This window comes from Pseudomonas sp. TH15 (genome assembly GCF_016651105.1).
Classification (GTDB): domain Bacteria; phylum Pseudomonadota; class Gammaproteobacteria; order Pseudomonadales; family Pseudomonadaceae; genus Aquipseudomonas.
Window position 1 is genome coordinate 2191032 of record NZ_JAEKEL010000001.1, and the last position, 17281, is coordinate 2208312.

A 17281-nucleotide genomic window follows, 5' to 3' on the forward strand; every position below is an offset into this window, starting at 1 on the left:
GAGGGCAGGGCGGGGTGATTTTCGAGAAGATTTCGATGCAGGCGGACTTCCGACTTTAACGGCACAATGCCTGCACGCCAAGGGCTATTCGTCACTCTGAAAAATAAACTTCAAAAAAACGTCAAAGTGCTTTTTCCTGTCACAGGTTTTGGAGTATTACGAAGACAGACCGCCGAAACCTGCAACACAGGTGGCGTCTTCCAAGACCCTACTTGTTTGCAGTTCACTTGAGTCCCAACAGGTGAATTCGGTGGCCACTTCGAGGCGCAGCACTGTCACGGTATTGCGTCGACTGGCTCCCACAAAGGTGACCGAGTATGGATGATCACGGACGTAGTTCTTCCTCCAACCAGCCAATCCTTTATGTACTCGATACCAACGTACTGATTCACGATCCAAACGCCCTGCTTAACTTCGAAGAACACCACGTTGCGATCCCGATGACCGTGCTTGAAGAGCTGGACAAGCTCAAGAGCGGGCATCACAGCGTTGCGGCCGAATGCCGTCAGGCAATTCGCCTGATCGACAAGACCTTGGGCGATGCCAGCCCCGAGGATGTCGAGCTCGGTGTGCCGATCCAGCGCGGCAAGAGTGGGCCCAAGGGTTTGCTGTCAATTCTGATGAGCAAGCGCGCTGAGCCGAACATCATTCTGCCCGAGCACCTGAACGACAACATCATCATCAACCAGTTGATTGACCTGCACGCGCGCGAACCCAAGCTGCCTGTGGTGCTGGTCACCAAAGACATCAACATGCGCCTCAAGGCCCGGGCCTGCGGGATTGCGGCCGAGGACTACAGCACCGATCAACTGGTTGACGACGTATCGCTGCTGCCCAATGGTTACCACAACATGACCGGCTCCTTTTGGGACCTCGTGAGCAAGGTCGAGACCCGTCAGGATCATGGACGCACCTGGCACCAGGTGAAGCTGATCGACAACCTGCCGGCCGTGCACATCAATGAATTCATCATCGACGAACAAGGGTTTGTCGGCTGGATCAAGGAGATTGAAGAAGACCGTCTGCTGATTCTCGACCTGCATCAGGAACCCCTATTGCACCAGGAGGCCTGGGGCCTGAAACCGCGCGACATCTATCAAAGCCTGGCGCTGTACGCCTTGCTCGATCCGGATATCCATCTGGTCAATCTATCCGGCGCGGCCGGTTCCGGTAAAACCATCCTGGCCCTGGCCGCTGCGATCGAGCAGACCATGGTCAGCAAACGCTATCGCCGGATCATCGCCACCCGCAGCGTGCAGGGCCTGGACCAGGAGATCGGTTTCCTGCCCGGCACCGAAGCGGAAAAAATGGAGCCTTGGCTGGGCGCCATCACCGACAACCTCGAAGCCTTGCACATGGATGACGAAAACACCCATGGCAGCGTCGACTACATCCTCAGCAAAGTGCCGTTGCAGTTCAAATCCCTCAACTACATTCGGGGCCGCAGCTTCCAGCAGAGTCTGATTTTGATCGATGAATGTCAGAACCTGACACCGCACCAGATGAAAACCATCATCACCCGTGCCGGTGCCGGTTCCAAAGTGGTGTGCCTGGGCAACCTGGCACAGATCGACACCCCTTACCTGTCCGCGACCAGCTCCGGGCTTACGTACCTGACTGAACGCTTCAAGGATTTCCCTAACGGTGTACACATCACCCTGCAAGGGGTGCCACGTTCGATCCTGGCCGAATACGCCGAAACGCATTTGTAACCGCTTCACCCGAACCGGGCGGCCTTCACGGGTCGCCCGGTTTTTTGTGCCCGACACAAAACCCAATGTGGGAGCGGGCTTGCTCGCGAAAGCGGTGTGTCAGTCACATTGATATTGGCTGACACGACGCCTTCGCGAGCAAGCCCGCTCCCACAGGAGGATTGCGGTGGTCCAATAATCAAGCGTGCGAAAATTTGACCCGCAGGTTTACAATCGACGCTCCTGATCAGGAGTAACCCTGTGCTGACTCATCTCGATTCCCAAGGTCGCGCCAACATGGTCGACGTCACTGAAAAAGCCGTGACGTTCCGTGAAGCGACGGCCCAAGCGCTGGTGCGCATGCTGCCCGAAACCCTGCAAATGATCGTCAGCGGTGGTCACCCAAAAGGTGATGTGTTCGCCGTGGCGCGCATTGCCGGCATTCAGGCGGCGAAGAAAACCAGCGACCTGATTCCCCTGTGCCATCCGTTGATGCTGACCGGCGTCAAGGTCGAACTCAGTGCCGAAGGCGACGACACCGTGCGCATCGTTGCGCGTTGCAAGTTGTCCGGGCAGACCGGCGTCGAGATGGAAGCCCTGACCGCTGCCAGTGTCGCGGCACTGACCATCTATGACATGTGCAAGGCTGTGGACCGCGGCATGACCATTGAAAGCGTGCGGTTGCTGGAGAAGGTCGGCGGCAAGAGCGGCCATTTCCAGGCAGACCCGTCATGAAGCTTACGGTGAAGTTTTTCGCCCGATACCGTGAAGCGCTGGGCGTGGACTTAGTCGAGGTTGAAGGCGATTTCGCCACGGTGGATGACGTGCGTGCGTTGCTGGTCCAGCGCGACGGTGCCGAGGTACTGAGCGAGCAAAACCTGATGTGCGCCCGCAACGAAGACCTCTGTCAGCTCGACGAGCCGGTGGTCGAGGGTGATGAAGTGGCGTTCTTTCCGACCGTGACCGGGGGCTGATCATGGCGATTCGCGTGCAGTCCACGGCGTTCGATCCGGGCGCTGAAGTCAACGCCATGCACGCCGCCAATGTCGGCGTCGGCGCGGTGGTGAGTTTTGTCGGCTACGTGCGCGACTTCAATGACGGGCTCGACGTTGCCGGGATGTTTCTCGAGCACTATCCGGGCATGACCGAAAAGGCCTTGGGCAAAATTGCCGTCGAGGCCGAGCAGCGCTGGCCGCTGCTCAAGCTTGAAGTGCTGCACCGCATCGGCGCCCTGGAACCGGGTGAGCCGATCGTCTTCGTTGGAGCCGCCAGTGCCCATCGTCAGGCTGCATTCGATGCCTGCGCGTTCGTGATGGACTACCTGAAAACCCGCGCGCCATTCTGGAAGAAAGAAAACACCAGCGACGGCCCGCGTTGGGTGGAAGGGCGGGACAGCGATCATGCGGCGGCGGATCGCTGGAAGAATTAAGCCCTGTAGCACCCTTTAGTAAGCCTTCGCGAGCAGGCTCGCTCCCACATTAGATCTTCATGTGCGCAGATATTCTGTGTCGCCACAGATCCCCTGTGGGAGCGAGCCTGCTCGCGAAGGCATCATCTGAATCACCAAAATCCTCTCTCTTTGCCCGATTGACGAAATGTACATGCAAGTCCAATATGGATTTATAAGTACAAAAAATGCTCCGTCCCGCCGCTCGTAGCTAACAGCTCGCAGCTGCTCTTTCTTCTGTCTTGCCAAACCAACAACAACCCGCGAGAGAACGAACATGAAGAAATTCCCCCTCATCACCGGTCTGGCCCTGAGCCTGTTGGCGTGCAGCACTGTGTTCGCCGCCGAGAAAACCCTGCGCATCGGCATTGAAGCGGCGTATCCACCGTTCGCGTCCAAAACCGACAAAGGCGAAATCGTCGGTTTCGACTACGACATCGGCAATGCCCTGTGCGCGCAGATGAAGGTCAAGTGCACCTGGGTCGAAGGTGAATTCGACGGTCTGATTCCTTCCCTGAAGGTGAAGAAAATCGACATGGCGCTGTCGTCGATGACCATCAATGAAGACCGCAAGAAGTCCGTGGACTTCACCCACAAGTACTACTTCACTTCATCGCGCCTGGTGATGAAGGATGGCGCGGTGGTCGATGACCAGTACGCGAGCCTGAAGGGCAAGACTATTGGTGTGCAGCGCGCCACCACCACCGACCGTTACGCCACTGAGGTGTTCGAGCCAAAGGGCATTAACGTCAAGCGCTACGGTAACAACGAAGAAATCTACATGGACCTGGCGGCCGGTCGTCTTGATGCGATTTTTGCCGACACCATCCCGCTGAGTGACTTCCTGTCGATGCCGCGTGGCAAAGGCTATGCGTTTGTCGGGCCGGAGTTGAAGGATCCGAAGTACGTGGGCGAAGGCGCCGGGATTGCGGTGCGCAAGGGTAATGCCGAGTTGGTCAGTGAGCTGAACACTGCCATCGATGGGATTCGCGCGAGTGGTGAATATCAGAAGATTTCTGACAAGTACTTCAAGTCCGATATCTACGGCGACTGATCAGCCGGCTTCGCGAGCAAGCCCGCTCCCACAGGGAAATGCATTCCAATGTGGGCGCGGGCTTGCTCGCGAAGAGGCCCGATCAAACAACACACATCCAAATGCCTAACCCTTCAATTCCTTCAAATGCTTGTACACAGTCGCCCGCCCCATGTTCAGCACATTGGCCACATAGTTGGAGGCGCTTTTGCCCTTGAAAGCCCCTTCGGCGTGCAGCGCCAGTACCAGCTCGCGTTTGTGGTCGCGGCTCAGCACATTCAGGCTCAACTGACGTTCGCGTAGCCAGGCATGCAGGAAGGTGTTGATCCGTTCCTGCCAGTCATCGCGAAACAGTGAGTCCGGTTGCGGAATCAACTTGGTCGGCGACAGGAACAAATCCAGCGCAGCCTTGGCATTCTCGAACAGCGAAATATTCAGATTGATGCACAGCACTGCCAGCGGATGACCTTCGCTGTCGCGCAGCACACTGCTGAGGCTGCGAATCTTCTGGCCATCCCAATTGAGTTTTTCGTACGGCCCGATGTTTCGTTCGCTGACATCCTCGCTGAGCATGTCCTCCAGCGCCGCGTCATCGCCGATTTCCCGTTTCGACAGGTTGTTGGCGATGTAGTCGATTTTTTGCGTGCGCAGATCGTGCAGTACGACCTCGGCGTGCGGAAAGAACAGGGTGGCGATCGCGTCGGCAATCGCCCGGTAGTTGTCCAGGGCCGGGTCTTTTTCGGGGGCGTTCATACAGGGAGCTCCAGGCAACGTCAGCGCCCTATCAAAAAGGGCGCTGGAAGTTTGCCGCAATCGCGTCGACACGTCACCCAAGTCCGAAACTCAACCCAGGCGCGCAGGGGAGAGCATCGCGGCGTCCAGGCCGAAACGGCTGAGTTGCTCGGGCAAGTCTTCACCGCGAACAAGTGCAGCGCTGGCCTGGCCCATGGCCGGCGAGGTCTGGATGCCATAGCCGCCCTGCGCGGCGACCCAGAACAGTCCTGGCACCTTGGGATCGAAGCCAGACAACAAATCACCATCACGCACGAAACTGCGCAGACCAGCCCAAGTGCGGGTCGGACGGCGGATGGTCAGGGTGGTGGCTTCTTCGATTTGGTAGATACCCATGGCGATGTCCAGCTCTTCGGGCTGTACGTCATGCGGTTCCACCGGGTCGGCGTTGGCGGGCGAGCCGAGGAACATGCCGGCATCGGGCTTCATATAGAAGGATTCGTCGAGGGCCACCAGCATTGGCCAATGGTGGATGTCCACACCTTCGGGGCCGGCGAAGATAAACGCCGCACGGCGCTTCGGTTGCAAACCCAGCGACGTGGCGCCGGCCAGCGTGCCGATTTTATCGGCCCAGGCGCCCGCGGCATTGATGATGATAGGTGCACTGAAGGTCTGACCGTTGGTTTGCACGTGCCACAGCCCTTCAGCATCACGGGTCAGGCGCAGCACTTCGCTGTCGGTGTGGACTTCACTTTTGTTGCGGCGAATGCCACGCAGGTATCCCTGATGCAAGGCGTCGGTATCAATGTCGCTGGCGGTCGGGTCGTAGATCGCGCCATGGACTTTTTCCCGGCGCAGGATTGGCAGACGCGCGCAAGCTTCATCGGCGCTGAGCAGTTGCATCTCCGGCACCGTGGCTTTGGCGCTCAAGTATTGATTGTTCAGTTCGGCCGGGTCGCCGGTAAAGTCCACGGTCATCTCGCCGCGCGGGGTCAGCAGCGGGTGCTCGCAGAAACCTGCAGGCGGGGCGTCGAAGAAGTCGCGGCTGGCCTGGGTCAGCGCGCGCACTTGGGGCGTGCCGTAAGCGGCGGTGTACAGCGCCGCGGAGCGTCCGGTGGAGTGATAGGCCGGATGGGATTCACGTTCCAGCACGATGACTCGCCCGTGCTGCGACAGCCAGAAACCGGTGGAAGCGCCGGCGATCCCGCCGCCGATAATGATGAAATCTGCCTGGCTCATGAACCTCTCCTGAAAGGGCGTAAATGCTGAAATTGTGGTGATCCCTATGTAGGAGCTGACGAGTGAAACGAGGCTGCTCCTACATGGAGCGGGGGGTTAGCGGTTTAGTTGGTAGATCGCATTGGCCAGCGCGATGTCTTCCAGGCCCAGACCGATGGAGCGGAAGAACACATGACGGTCATAGCCTGGGCGCAGGACCCTGTCGCTGAGCAGCTCGGGCAGGTCGCCAACAATCGCGCTTTTGTCCCAGCCATGTTGTTCGCCGGCTATCAGCATTTCACCGGCCGAGCCCGGGGTGGTCTGACGATAGTCGCAGAACACCTGCATGTCATTGAGGCTCTGGGGCGGTACTTCGTGGGCGCGGGGGGCGTTGGTGCTGATCGAGGTGATCAGCGCCGGTTTGGTCAGTGTCGACGGATCAATCACCGGGCCGGCGGAGGAGGTGCAGAGCATGATCACATCGGCGTCATGAATGGCCGCTTCACGACTGTCGACCAGGGTCAGGCGCGAGTCGAGTCCTTTGAGTTGTGCCAAGGCTTCGGGAGCCAGTTCGTTCAGGCCGGGTGAGTACAGGCTAATGCTCTGCCAGTCGCGCAGGTCCTTGACGTAGTGCAAGTGCGCCTGGGCCACCTTGCCGCTGCCGATAATGGCCAGGCGTTGGGCCTTCAGCGGGGCGAGGGCATCGACCGCCACGGCCGTGGTCGCGGCGGTGCGGGCGGTGGTCAGCTCGGCGGCATTGCAAAGCATCAATGGTTGGCCGGTTTGCATCGACATCAACAACGTCCACGCCGTTACCAGTGGCCCTTGTTCGCGCACGATGTAAGGTGAAGTCTTGACCCCGTAGACCCCATCCTCTGCCAGCACGCCCAGGTAATTGATGAAGTCGCCGGCACCTTTAGGAAATTCCACGAGTTGCTGCGCCGGTTGTACGGCTTGCCCGGCGGCCAGGTCGCGGAACAGCTTGCGCAGGATCTTCGGCACGTCGACCTGTGCCAATAGCTCGCAGGCCTGGGGTTGGGTGATCACATAAGGCGTACTGGGCATGGTCGGCTCCGGGAGCGATAAGTAAACTAATTTGTCCATTATGGACTTTTAGTCGTCTCGAGCAAGCTCCTGTTGAAAAAAGCCAGGCGAAAAAAAAGCGCAGTCCGTTGCCGGCTGCGCCTCTTTCACTACGTTCCGATTTACGGACGTTTGCGCTCAACCGCCCGCAGTAGATGCGTCGGTGGCGTTTCACAGCTGATTTTTTTACCCAGCAACGCCTCGATGGACGGTAGCTGGTAGGAGTCGTCTTCACCGGCGAAGCTGATGGATACACCATCGGCACCCGCGCGACCGGTACGACCGATGCGGTGCACGTAGTCGTCCGGGACTTCCGGAAGGGTAAAGTTGATCACGTGACTGATGCCGTCGATGTGGATGCCGCGACCGGCAACATCGGTGGCTACCAGTACGCGGATCTTGCCTTCGCGGAAACCTTCCAGGGTCTTGATCCGTTTGTGCTGTGGCACATCGCCCGACAGTTGCGCGGCGTTGACGCCGTCGCGCACCAGGCGTTCTTCGATGCGCCGCACTTCATCCTTGCGATTGGCGAAGACCATCACCCGCTCCCAACCGTTGTCGGTGACCAGGTTGTAGAGCAGCTTGTACTTGTCGGCACCGGCTACGGCGTAGATGTGTTGCTCGACGTTTTCGCTGGCCACGTTCTGCGCTTCGATCTCGACGATCGACGGTTCGGTGGTCCATTGCTTGGCCAGGTTCATCACGTCTTCGGTGAAGGTCGCGGAGAACAGCAGTGTCTGACGCTCGTTCTTCGGCGGGGTCTGGCGAATGATCTGACGCACTTGTGGGATGAAACCCATGTCGAGCATCCGGTCGGCTTCGTCCAGGACCATGACTTCGACCATGTCCAGGTGCACGTCGCCGCGCTGGTTAAAGTCCAGCAGACGGCCCGGCGTAGCCACGAGGATGTCGCAGTGACGCGCTTCGAGGTGCTTGAGCTGTTTGTCGAAGTCCATGCCGCCAACAAACGTCATGACGTTGAGGCCGGTGTACTTGGTCAGGTCGGCGGCGTCCTTGGCGATTTGCACCACCAGTTCGCGGGTCGGCGCGATGATCAGCGCCCGCGGTTCACCCATGTAGCGTTCTTTGGGCGGCGGGGTTTCCAGCAGTTGCGTGATGATCGAAATCAGGAACGCGGCGGTTTTGCCGGTGCCGGTCTGGGCGCGACCGATGGCGTCTTTGCCGGCCAGGGTGAAGCCGAGGACTTGCGCCTGGATCGGCGTGCAGTACGGGAACCCGAGGTCCTGGATGGCGTGCATCAGTTCAGGAGCGAGTTTGAAATCGTGGAAGCGGGTTTTGCCTTCCATGGGCTCGACGGCGAAGTCTTCGAGTTTCCAGGGAATAACCGGTGCCTTGGGCTTCGGTTCGCGACGCGGTTTAACAGGTTTCGGGGCTTCGATGAGCGGTTGCTCTACGGCGATGGCCTCGACAGGTGGGGCGGTCGGTGTGGTCACCGGCTCGTGTTTCGGTGCCGCTGCGGCTGCGGTCCTGCCAGGCTGATGACCGTCGGTGCGGTGGCTGGGTGTGTGAGACGGAGCGCTGGCGACTGGCGCGAGCTGCTCAGCCTCGCTCTTACCGAACATTTTTTTGAGTGCTTTGAGCACGGTCATCTCATCAATTGGTTAAGGAATATACGCCGGCCAGTGTAATGCAAGAACCGGGCGCGGCGTAGCGGGATGATCAATGGAGGCTAAAGGAGGTTCTTTTCATATAAAGAGTTAACGCAAACGCTCGGCCAGCCAGACGCCAATGTCGCGAATTTCTTCGGGTAACACTTCGTGACCCATTGGGTATTCTTGCCATGTCACGGTGACACCACGCAGCTTTAAATGCTCATAAGCACTGCGACCCATGGCGTTCTGAACCACGTCATCGTACTGGCCGTGCAAGCAAAGAACGGGAATGCGCTGCTGGCTGGCTGAAAGCTCCAGTTCATCACTGAATGTCGGTGCATAAGTAGAGAGGGCGAGTACGCCACCCAGGGCTCCCTGCCATTTCAGGAAAGCGCTGTGCAAGACCACGGCGCCACCTTGGGAAAAACCGGCCAGGAAGATCCGCGAGGCGTCTATTCCGCTGGCTCGCTGCTCTTCAATCAGTTCAATCACCATTTTTGCCGACTCGTCCAACTGCTCAAGACTGATGGCGCGCGCCGGGTTCATGGCCAATATGTCGTACCAGCTCGGCATCTCGTAGCCGCCGTTGATAGTGACAGCGCGAGTCGGTGCTTGTGGCAGAACGAAACGAGTGGTCAACAAGCTTTCCTGCAGGGCTTCGGCCACTGGCAGAAAGTCATAGCGATCGGCGCCCAGGCCGTGCAGCCAGATAACGCAGGCGTCTACGGGCTTGCCGGGCTGAAGAATCAAGGGCTGGGTCATGGTTGCTCCAATAATGTGCGGGCGCTCTCATTAAGTGCGTGATGTGAGTGCGTACCGTGTTGATCAGTTAAGAAGATGTCGCAAGGCTACAAGTTTTGCTATTGACCTGTCGCTGAATCGCTTAAGCGTCCGGTGTGGTACGGGCTTTGCTATGGAAAAACCTGTGCAACCAATCTCGTGCCTGGCGGTAACACTATCAGTGTACTGCTGACGACGGGATAGCAAAGAATCCGGTGATGGATGTTCGCCAGTGGCCGTTACGGGCTTAGCGAACGTGAAAGGGCTACAGCCCGTTCGGCCGATTGGTGAGAAGTGAGTAATCCATGATGTGGATTTTCTCCTACTAGACTCATAGCTAAAGTCTTACGTCGGTTGACCCCAAAAAAAGCCAACACGGGTCAACAACGCCTCAAAAGGGTGCGACGGGACTCACGCTCCGACACAACAAGAGCAAAACTGGAGGTTTGAATGAAAATGTTGAAATCCACCCTGGCTATCGTGACTGCTGCTGCAGTGCTCGGTGTCAGCGGGTTCGCTCAGGCGGGTGCAACCCTGGATGCAGTGCAGAAGAAAGGTTTCGTACAGTGCGGCGTGAGTGACGGTTTGCCGGGCTTCTCGGTTCCGGACTCCACCGGCAAGATCCTCGGGATCGACGCTGACGTCTGCCGCGCTGTGGCAGCTGCCGTTTTCGGCGACGCTACCAAGGTTAAATTCAGCCAGTTGAACGCCAAGGAGCGCTTCACCGCGTTGCAGTCCGGCGAAATCGACATCCTTTCGCGTAACACCACCATGACTAGCTCCCGTGACGCGGGCATGGGCTTGAAATTCCCTGGCTTCATTACCTATTACGACGGCGTTGGCTTCCTGGCCAACAGCAAGCTGGGCGTGAAAAGTGCCAAGGAACTGGATGGCGCAACCATCTGTATTCAAGCCGGTACCACCACCGAGCTGAACGTGTCCGACTACTTCCGCGCCAACAACCTGAAGTACACCCCGATCACTTTCGACACCTCCGATGAAAGCGCCAAGTCGCTGGAGTCCGGTCGTTGCGACGTGCTGACCTCCGACAAGTCGCAGCTGTACGCACAGCGCAGCAAACTGGCTTCGCCAAAAGACTACGTCGTACTGCCGGAAACCATCTCCAAAGAACCGCTGGGCCCTGTCGTGCGTAATGGCGATGACGAGTGGCTGGCGATCGTTCGCTGGGTTGGCTACGCAATGCTGAACGCCGAAGAAGCCGGTATCACTTCGAAAAACGTTCTGGAAGAAGCCAAGTCCACCAAGAACCCGGATGTTGCTCGTCTGCTGGGTGGCGACGGTGAATACGGCAAAGACCTGAAACTGCCGAAGGACTGGGTCGTCAAGATCGTTTCCCAAGTCGGTAACTACGGCGAAATCTTCGAGAAAAACCTCGGCAAGAGCACTCCGCTGGAAATCGACCGTGGCCTGAACGCGCTGTGGACCAACGGCGGCATTCAATACGCACCACCAGTGCGCTGATGGTTCTATCACCCGGTGGGCCAACCACCGGGTGATGTTCTGTTCCATTCTTTGCGGGGCACTTCATGCAAAAATCAATCGGCGCACCAAAGCAGAGGTTCAGCCTCAGCGATCCAAAAGTGCGTGCGTGGCTCTTCCAGATCATCACGATTGTCGCGGTCGTCGCGATGGGCTGGTATCTGTTCAACAATACGCAAACCAACCTTCAACACCGGGGCATTACCTCCGGCTTCAGCTTTCTGGATCGCAGTGCCGGGTTCGGCATCGCACAACACCTGATCGACTACACCGAATCGGACACGTATGCCCGGGTGTTTGTCATTGGTCTGCTTAACACGTTGCTGGTGACCGTCATTGGTGTGGTTCTGGCGACCCTCCTCGGTTTCATCGTTGGCGTTGCACGGCTGTCACCGAACTGGATCGTCAGCAAGCTGGCGACGGTTTACGTGGAAGTCTTCCGTAACATTCCGCCGCTGCTGCAAATCCTGTTCTGGTACTTCGCGGTGTTCCTGACCATGCCGGGGCCGCGCGCCAGTCACAACTTTGGCGACACCTTCTTCGTCAGCAGTCGTGGCCTGAACATGCCGGCCGCGCAAATGTCGAGCGGGTTCTGGGCATTCGCGATCAGCGTGGTGATAGCCATCGTTGCCATCGTGATGATGTGCCGCTGGGCCAACAAGCGTTTCGAAGCCACAGGCGTGCCGTTCCACAAGTTCTGGGTGGGCCTGGCGATCATCGTGGTGATCCCGGCTTTGTGCGCGCTGATCTTCGGTGCCCCGTTGCACTGGGAAATGCCGAAGCTGCAAGGCTTCAACTTCGTTGGTGGCTGGGTATTGATCCCGGAACTGCTGGCGCTGACCTTGGCCCTGACCGTGTACACCGCGGCGTTCATCGCCGAGATCGTGCGTTCGGGCATCAAGTCGGTCAGCCACGGCCAGACCGAAGCGGCACGCTCCCTCGGGCTGCGCAACGGTCCGACCCTGCGCAAGGTGATCATCCCGCAAGCTCTGCGCGTGATCATCCCGCCACTGACCAGCCAATACCTGAACCTGGCGAAGAACTCCTCGCTGGCGGCCGGTATCGGTTATCCGGAAATGGTGTCGTTGTTTGCCGGTACGGTGCTGAACCAGACCGGGCAGGCGATCGAGGTTATTGCCATCACCATGAGCGTGTACCTGGCGATCAGTATCAGCATTTCCCTGCTGATGAACTGGTACAACAAGCGCATTGCGCTGATCGAACGGTGAGGAAACGCGCATGACATCCCATACTTTCAAACCTGACATGCCACCACCGAGCCGTAGCATCGGTGTGGTGGCGTGGATGCGCGCCAACATGTTCTCCAGCTGGATCAACACCCTGCTGACTCTGTTCGCGTTCTACCTGATTTACCTGATCGTTCCACCGCTGCTGCATTGGGCGATCCTGGACGCCAATTGGGTCGGTACTACCCGCGCCGACTGCACCAAGGAAGGCGCTTGCTGGGTGTTTATCCAGCAGCGTTTCGGCCAGTTCATGTACGGCTACTACCCGCCGGAACTGCGCTGGCGCGTCGACCTGACCGTGTGGCTGGCGGTTATCGGCGTGGCACCACTGTTTATCTCGCGTTTTCACCGTAAAGCGGTGTACGGCCTGAGTTTTCTGGTGGCGTTCCCGATCATTTCCTACTTCCTGTTGCATGGTGGGATCTTTGGCCTGACCAATGTCGCGACCAGTCAGTGGGGCGGCCTGATGCTGACCCTGGTGATCGCTACCGTCGGTATCGCCGGTGCGCTGCCGCTGGGGATCATCCTGGCGTTGGGGCGTCGTTCGAACATGCCGGCGATTCGAGTGGTCTGCGTGACCTTCATCGAGTTCTGGCGCGGCGTGCCGTTGATCACGGTGCTGTTCATGTCCTCTGTGATGCTGCCGTTGTTCCTGCCTGAAGGCATGAACTTCGACAAACTGCTGCGGGCGCTGATCGGCGTGATCCTGTTCCAGTCGGCCTACGTGGCCGAAGTGGTGCGCGGTGGTCTGCAAGCGATCCCTAAAGGTCAGTACGAAGCGGCTGCGGCGATGGGCCTCGGTTACTGGCGCAGCATGGGCCTGGTGATTCTGCCGCAAGCCCTGAAGCTGGTAATCCCTGGCATCGTCAACACCTTCATTGCGCTGTTCAAGGACACAAGCCTGGTGATCATCATCGGCCTGTTCGACCTGCTCAACAGCGTCAAGCAAGCCGCCGCCGACCCGAAATGGTTGGGCATGGCCACCGAAGGTTATGTGTTCGCGGCCCTGGTGTTCTGGATTTTCTGTTTTGGTATGTCCCGCTACTCCATGCATTTGGAACGTAAGCTGGACACTGGCCACAAGCGTTAGGAGCGTAGTTTATGAGTGAAGCGATCAAACAGCCTGTGAGCCCTGAAGGCATTATTCAGATGCAGGGCGTTAACAAGTGGTACGGCCAGTTCCACGTGTTGAAAGACATCAACCTGAACGTCAAGCAGGGCGAGCGTATCGTCCTGTGCGGCCCTTCGGGTTCCGGCAAGTCGACCACCATTCGTTGCCTCAATCGCCTGGAAGAACACCAGCAGGGCCGCATCGTGGTCGATGGCGTGGAACTGACCAACGACCTCAAGCAGATCGAAGCGATCCGCCGCGAAGTCGGCATGGTGTTCCAGCACTTCAACCTGTTCCCGCATCTGACCATCCTGCAGAACTGCACCCTGGCACCGATGTGGGTGCGCAAGATGCCGAAACGCAAGGCCGAAGAAATCGCCATGCACTACCTGGAACGCGTCCGCATTCCGGAGCAGGCGCATAAATTCCCGGGGCAACTGTCCGGCGGCCAGCAACAGCGTGTGGCGATTGCCCGTGCCCTGTGCATGAAACCGAAAATCATGCTGTTCGACGAACCAACGTCGGCACTCGACCCGGAAATGGTGAAAGAGGTTCTCGACACCATGATCGGCCTGGCCGAAGACGGCATGACCATGCTCTGCGTAACCCACGAAATGGGCTTCGCCCGCACCGTGGCCAACCGCGTGATCTTCATGGACAAGGGCGAAATCGTCGAACAGGCTGCGCCGAACGACTTCTTCGATAATCCACAGAATGATCGTACCAAGCTGTTCCTGAGCCAGATCCTGCATTGATGGTGGATGTTTAAAACTAACCCGGCCTTGTGCCGGGTTTTTTATGATTTTCGCGTCATGACACAGAGAGCGTTGCCTGTTCTGCGTGCACTATGTCCTTGAATCCTCTCAAATCTGCTCCTTCGCCCAAAGCGCGCGCATCGGTGAGCAGGTGGGGGTGACGATCAAGCAGCCGCATCAGCACTATCAAGGCCTTAGGTGGGAGTGAGTCGCCGCGCTCGTATCGTGAAAACGCATTGTGTCCGCCACCTGACAACAGCAGCACCGCTTCCTTTTGTGACAGATGCAGCTTGCGGCGGATGCGCTTCATCTCGTTACCAATGATTTGTCGGCCAGCAATGACGAGTTCGTCACTCGCATTCGAGTAGCGTAATGCGCTATCGGGGTCGAATATGACTTCCCCGCATGTCTGACACTCCCATCCAGACAAATCATCCAGACGACGCTCAATGCCTTTTACGCTCATGGTTTCGGCACGACCTTCGAAGTGCCGCATTCCTTCAGGTGCTCCGCAACTGAAGCATTGTTTAGTGTTCATGGTTTTTTCTCCTTGAAGGAGATCACCGGAGGTTCACCGCCTGAGCAATAAGTGACCTTGATGTAGATCTCCAGATCATGCGAAGTGATGTGGTACACGTCTTGCCAAATCCGATAGTCGCCATAAGTCGTCATCGATTTGTACAGCATCCTGTTTTGCAGTTCGAAAACCACGTCCTGCATTTCCTTGAGACTCAGGCCTATGTCTCGACCGCTTTTGCGAGCGGTCCTGGTAAATGCGTTTATCCCGAGCCTTCTGACATCCTCCTTGATCACCGCCAAGTCGTAATGAGGTGTGTTCTTTTCCATAAGACACTTCAACCTTGAACATAAAATTACCCTTTAAGGGTAATTTTGACAATCGAGAATCCCGCTCCATTTCCTGCCCTTTAACCCTAGGCGCTTGTCCTCTCGGAAGATGCTGACTAACATGTCAGAAAATTCATCCTATGATTGGATGAAAGGGCGAATCCTATGTCAGACATTTCTCCACTCGTTAAGCGATCCTTGGTCGATCAGGCCTTGGACCTGTTACGTCAGCGCATCACCGAAGGTGTTTGGGTGGTTGGTCAGCGCCTACCCACAGAGCCCGAGCTGTCCGCCGAGCTGGGCATCAGCCGTAACACCGTGCGCGAAGCCATGCGGGTGTTGGCGTTTTCCGGGTTGATCGAAATCCGCCAGGGCGACGGTAGTTACCTGCGGGCCATATTCGATCCGTTGGACACGATGAAAGCGCTGTCCCGCTGCACCCACGAACAAGCCCGGGAAACCCGGCACATTCTGGAAGTCGAAGCCATCGGCCTGGCGGCATTGCGCCGTACCGACGAAGACCTGGCGGCGCTGCGCGAAGCCTTGGGCGTCAGCGGTAGTCATTACCACGGCGATCTCGACAGCTACATCGCCTGCGACCTGGTGTTCCACCGCCGTCTGGTGGACGCCGCACACAACCCGACCCTCAGCGAGTTGTATCGCTACTTCTCCAGCATCATCGGCGCGCAACTGCGCAAGACCCTGAATATTTCCCCGCGACGCCAAGAGGTGTTCGATCTGCATATCGAACTGCTGGATGCCGTCGAGCAACGTGACCCGGAACGGGCCAAAGCCCTGTCGAGGCAGTTGATCAATGAACCTTGAAACCGAGAAAACCATGCCTGCCAATCACAGCAACATCACGCAGCCCAAGCGCACGGCAGAGCTCGAAGAGCTGCTGATCGACGCCGAGGCCGATGACGAACAGGTCCAGCAAAGTCACCCGATCCTGCGTCGGCCGTGGCTGTTGTTGCTGGGGCTGATCCTGGTGGCGCTGAACCTGCGCCCGGCGCTGTCGAGCATGGCGCCGATGCTCAGTGAAGTGTCGAAGACGCTTGGTTTGTCGGCTGCTCAGGCCGGTTTGCTGACCACATTACCGGTACTCTGCCTCGGCTTGTTCGCACCGCTAGCGCCGATTTTGGCGCGACGTTTTGGTGCCGAGCGAGTGGTGCTCGGGATTCTGCTGGTGCTGGCCGGCGGGATCATCCTGCGCAGCTCCTTCGGTGAAGTCGGGCTGTTTGCCGGCAGCGTTCTGGCCGGGGCCAGCATCGGTGTGATTGGCGTATTGCTGCCGGGGATCGTCAAGCGCGACTTCCCGAAACAGGCCGGGACCATGACCGGTGTCTACACCATGGCCCTGTGTCTGGGCGCGGCGATGGCGGCGGGCGCGACCGTGCCGTTGAGCGAACATTTCGACAAGAGCTGGGCATTGGGCCTGGGGTTTTGGGTGTTGCCGGCGCTGGTCGCGGCGATTTTCTGGTTGCCGCAAGTGGGGCAAAAACATGGCTCGCACAACGTTGCCTACCGCGTCCGCGGTCTGCTGCGTGATCCGTTGGCCTGGCAAGTAACGCTTTACATGGGCCTGCAATCGTCGCTGGCCTACATCGTGTTCGGCTGGTTGCCGTCGATCCTGATTGGGCGTGGACTGACGCCGACTCAGGCCGGTCTGGTGCTGTCGGGTTCGGTGATCATTCAATTGGCCAGCTCCCTCGCCGCACCGTGGTTGGCAACACGCGGCAAGGACCAGCGACTGGCGATCGTCGTGGTCATGCTGCTGACCCTCGGCGGTTTGTTCGGTTGCCTCTACGCGCCGATCGAAGGTCTGTGGGGTTGGGCGATCCTGCTGGGTCTGGGGCAGGGCGGTACGTTCAGCCTCGCACTGACGCTGATCGTGCTGCGTTCGCGCGATGCCCACGTGGCCGCCAACCTGTCGAGCATGGCCCAGGGCTTCGGTTACACCCTGGCGTCCATGGGCCCGTTCGCCGTCGGCATCGTGCACGACTGGACCGGCGGCTGGAACGCGCTGGGCTGGATCTTCGGCATCATCGGTTTGGGCGCGATCATCGCCGGCCTCGGCGCCGGGCGTTCGCTGTACGTGCAGGTGAACAGCGAAAAAATCTGACGCCCCTCGCACTATCGGTATTCGGCCCACGAATGCCGATAGTTTTCCGCGCATTTGCAGACTATCGTGCAGGCAATCTTTTGTAGTCATTTCGCAAACCTAG

General features: G+C 58.3%; 18 protein-coding genes. 11 read left to right on the forward strand and 7 right to left on the reverse strand.

What is annotated here, in order from left to right; all coding sequences use genetic code 11:
• Nucleotides 1-317: 317 nt before the first annotated feature.
• From JFT87_RS09790 to JFT87_RS09810, 5 genes are all read left to right on the forward strand, one after another.
• Nucleotides 318-1712, forward strand: coding sequence for a PhoH family protein (locus JFT87_RS09790; protein ID WP_054049712.1), 1395 nt, complete (start codon nt 318-320; stop codon nt 1710-1712).
• Between the two features lie 240 nt (nt 1713-1952).
• Complete coding sequence (gene moaC, locus JFT87_RS09795; RefSeq protein WP_077430837.1) at nt 1953-2426, forward strand: cyclic pyranopterin monophosphate synthase MoaC; 474 nt, start codon at nt 1953-1955, stop codon at nt 2424-2426.
• Nucleotides 2423-2665, forward strand: coding sequence for a MoaD/ThiS family protein (locus JFT87_RS09800; RefSeq protein WP_201200801.1), 243 nt, complete (start codon nt 2423-2425; stop codon nt 2663-2665). Before moaC ends, JFT87_RS09800 begins: the two co-directional genes overlap by 4 nt.
• Before the next feature lie 2 nt (nt 2666-2667).
• A complete protein-coding gene (moaE, locus tag JFT87_RS09805) occupies nt 2668-3120 on the forward strand; it encodes a molybdopterin synthase catalytic subunit MoaE (protein WP_201200803.1) in 453 nt (150 codons plus the stop codon).
• 295 nt (nt 3121-3415) lie between these two features.
• Nucleotides 3416-4192, forward strand: a complete 777-nt coding sequence (locus tag JFT87_RS09810) for an ABC transporter substrate-binding protein (RefSeq protein WP_201200804.1) — start codon at nt 3416-3418, stop codon at nt 4190-4192.
• A 105-nt stretch (nt 4193-4297) separates the two neighbouring features.
• On the opposite strand, the gene JFT87_RS09815 is transcribed toward JFT87_RS09810, so the two are convergent.
• The 5 genes from JFT87_RS09815 to JFT87_RS09835 form a co-directional block, all read right to left on the reverse strand.
• Nucleotides 4298-4924 carry a helix-turn-helix transcriptional regulator gene (locus JFT87_RS09815; protein WP_201200805.1) on the reverse strand — a complete coding sequence of 209 codons (627 nt, stop codon included), beginning with the start codon at nt 4922-4924 and terminating at the stop codon, nt 4298-4300.
• A 90-nt stretch (nt 4925-5014) separates the two neighbouring features.
• Nucleotides 5015-6142, reverse strand: a complete 1128-nt coding sequence (locus tag JFT87_RS09820; RefSeq protein WP_201200807.1) for an NAD(P)/FAD-dependent oxidoreductase — start codon at nt 6140-6142, stop codon at nt 5015-5017.
• A gap of 96 nt (nt 6143-6238) precedes the next feature.
• Nucleotides 6239-7186 (reverse strand): ornithine cyclodeaminase family protein, encoded by a 948-nt coding sequence (locus JFT87_RS09825; RefSeq protein WP_201200809.1) that lies wholly within the window; start codon nt 7184-7186, stop codon nt 6239-6241.
• A gap of 140 nt (nt 7187-7326) precedes the next feature.
• Nucleotides 7327-8814 (reverse strand): ATP-dependent RNA helicase RhlB, encoded by a 1488-nt coding sequence (rhlB, locus tag JFT87_RS09830; protein WP_201200811.1) that lies wholly within the window; start codon nt 8812-8814, stop codon nt 7327-7329.
• A gap of 108 nt (nt 8815-8922) precedes the next feature.
• Nucleotides 8923-9579: an alpha/beta hydrolase gene (locus JFT87_RS09835; protein WP_201200813.1), complete on the reverse strand. Its 657-nt coding sequence runs from the start codon at nt 9577-9579 to the stop codon at nt 8923-8925.
• Between the two features lie 468 nt (nt 9580-10047).
• On the opposite strand from JFT87_RS09835, the gene JFT87_RS09840 reads away from it, so the two are divergent.
• From JFT87_RS09840 to JFT87_RS09855, 4 genes are all read left to right on the forward strand, one after another.
• Nucleotides 10048-11079: an amino acid ABC transporter substrate-binding protein gene (locus JFT87_RS09840; RefSeq protein ID WP_201200815.1), complete on the forward strand. Its 1032-nt coding sequence runs from the start codon at nt 10048-10050 to the stop codon at nt 11077-11079.
• A 65-nt stretch (nt 11080-11144) separates the two neighbouring features.
• Nucleotides 11145-12326: an amino acid ABC transporter permease gene (locus JFT87_RS09845; protein WP_201200817.1), complete on the forward strand. Its 1182-nt coding sequence runs from the start codon at nt 11145-11147 to the stop codon at nt 12324-12326.
• A gap of 10 nt (nt 12327-12336) precedes the next feature.
• The gene (locus JFT87_RS09850) at nt 12337-13434 is read left to right on the forward strand and encodes an amino acid ABC transporter permease (RefSeq protein ID WP_201200819.1); all 1098 of its coding nucleotides are present in this window, start codon (nt 12337-12339) and stop codon (nt 13432-13434) included.
• 11 nt (nt 13435-13445) lie between these two features.
• The gene (locus tag JFT87_RS09855; protein ID WP_003171943.1) at nt 13446-14210 is read left to right on the forward strand and encodes an amino acid ABC transporter ATP-binding protein; all 765 of its coding nucleotides are present in this window, start codon (nt 13446-13448) and stop codon (nt 14208-14210) included.
• Nucleotides 14211-14265: 55 nt separating this feature from the next.
• On the opposite strand, the gene JFT87_RS09860 is transcribed toward JFT87_RS09855, so the two are convergent.
• Nucleotides 14266-14748 carry a type II toxin-antitoxin system MqsA family antitoxin gene (locus JFT87_RS09860; RefSeq protein ID WP_201200821.1) on the reverse strand — a complete coding sequence of 161 codons (483 nt, stop codon included), beginning with the start codon at nt 14746-14748 and terminating at the stop codon, nt 14266-14268.
• On the reverse strand, nt 14745-15056 hold the full coding sequence (locus tag JFT87_RS09865; protein ID WP_201200823.1) for a type II toxin-antitoxin system MqsR family toxin: 312 nt from the start codon (nt 15054-15056) through the stop codon (nt 14745-14747). Before JFT87_RS09865 ends, JFT87_RS09860 begins: the two co-directional genes overlap by 4 nt.
• 165 nt (nt 15057-15221) lie before the next feature.
• On the opposite strand from JFT87_RS09865, the gene JFT87_RS09870 reads away from it, so the two are divergent.
• Complete coding sequence (locus JFT87_RS09870; RefSeq protein WP_201200825.1) at nt 15222-15881, forward strand: FadR/GntR family transcriptional regulator; 660 nt, start codon at nt 15222-15224, stop codon at nt 15879-15881.
• Entirely contained in the window at nt 15871-17178 is a 1308-nt protein-coding gene (locus JFT87_RS09875; RefSeq protein ID WP_201200827.1) for a CynX/NimT family MFS transporter, read from the forward strand. Before JFT87_RS09870 ends, JFT87_RS09875 begins: the two co-directional genes overlap by 11 nt.
• Nucleotides 17179-17281 lie beyond the last annotated feature (103 nt).

What these genes read in the sequence shown, in the direction of transcription:
- JFT87_RS09790 (WP_054049712.1), top strand. Translation starts at nt 318, where the DNA reads ATGGATGATCACGGACGTAGTTCTTCCTCCAACCAGCCAATCCTTTAT.
- JFT87_RS09800 (WP_201200801.1), top strand. Translation starts at nt 2,423, where the DNA reads ATGAAGCTTACGGTGAAGTTTTTCGCCCGATACCGTGAAGCGCTGGGC.
- moaE (WP_201200803.1), top strand. Translation starts at nt 2,668, where the DNA reads ATGGCGATTCGCGTGCAGTCCACGGCGTTCGATCCGGGCGCTGAAGTC.
- JFT87_RS09810 (WP_201200804.1), top strand. Translation starts at nt 3,416, where the DNA reads ATGAAGAAATTCCCCCTCATCACCGGTCTGGCCCTGAGCCTGTTGGCG.
- JFT87_RS09815 (WP_201200805.1), bottom strand. Translation starts at nt 4,924, where the DNA reads ATGAACGCCCCCGAAAAAGACCCGGCCCTGGACAACTACCGGGCGATT.
- JFT87_RS09820 (WP_201200807.1), bottom strand. Translation starts at nt 6,142, where the DNA reads ATGAGCCAGGCAGATTTCATCATTATCGGCGGCGGGATCGCCGGCGCT.
- JFT87_RS09825 (WP_201200809.1), bottom strand. Translation starts at nt 7,186, where the DNA reads ATGCCCAGTACGCCTTATGTGATCACCCAACCCCAGGCCTGCGAGCTA.
- rhlB (WP_201200811.1), bottom strand. Translation starts at nt 8,814, where the DNA reads ATGACCGTGCTCAAAGCACTCAAAAAAATGTTCGGTAAGAGCGAGGCT.
- JFT87_RS09835 (WP_201200813.1), bottom strand. Translation starts at nt 9,579, where the DNA reads ATGACCCAGCCCTTGATTCTTCAGCCCGGCAAGCCCGTAGACGCCTGC.
- JFT87_RS09840 (WP_201200815.1), top strand. Translation starts at nt 10,048, where the DNA reads ATGAAAATGTTGAAATCCACCCTGGCTATCGTGACTGCTGCTGCAGTG.
- JFT87_RS09845 (WP_201200817.1), top strand. Translation starts at nt 11,145, where the DNA reads ATGCAAAAATCAATCGGCGCACCAAAGCAGAGGTTCAGCCTCAGCGAT.
- JFT87_RS09850 (WP_201200819.1), top strand. Translation starts at nt 12,337, where the DNA reads ATGACATCCCATACTTTCAAACCTGACATGCCACCACCGAGCCGTAGC.
- JFT87_RS09855 (WP_003171943.1), top strand. Translation starts at nt 13,446, where the DNA reads ATGAGTGAAGCGATCAAACAGCCTGTGAGCCCTGAAGGCATTATTCAG.
- JFT87_RS09860 (WP_201200821.1), bottom strand. Translation starts at nt 14,748, where the DNA reads ATGAACACTAAACAATGCTTCAGTTGCGGAGCACCTGAAGGAATGCGG.
- JFT87_RS09865 (WP_201200823.1), bottom strand. Translation starts at nt 15,056, where the DNA reads ATGGAAAAGAACACACCTCATTACGACTTGGCGGTGATCAAGGAGGAT.
- JFT87_RS09870 (WP_201200825.1), top strand. Translation starts at nt 15,222, where the DNA reads ATGTCAGACATTTCTCCACTCGTTAAGCGATCCTTGGTCGATCAGGCC.
- JFT87_RS09875 (WP_201200827.1), top strand. Translation starts at nt 15,871, where the DNA reads ATGAACCTTGAAACCGAGAAAACCATGCCTGCCAATCACAGCAACATC.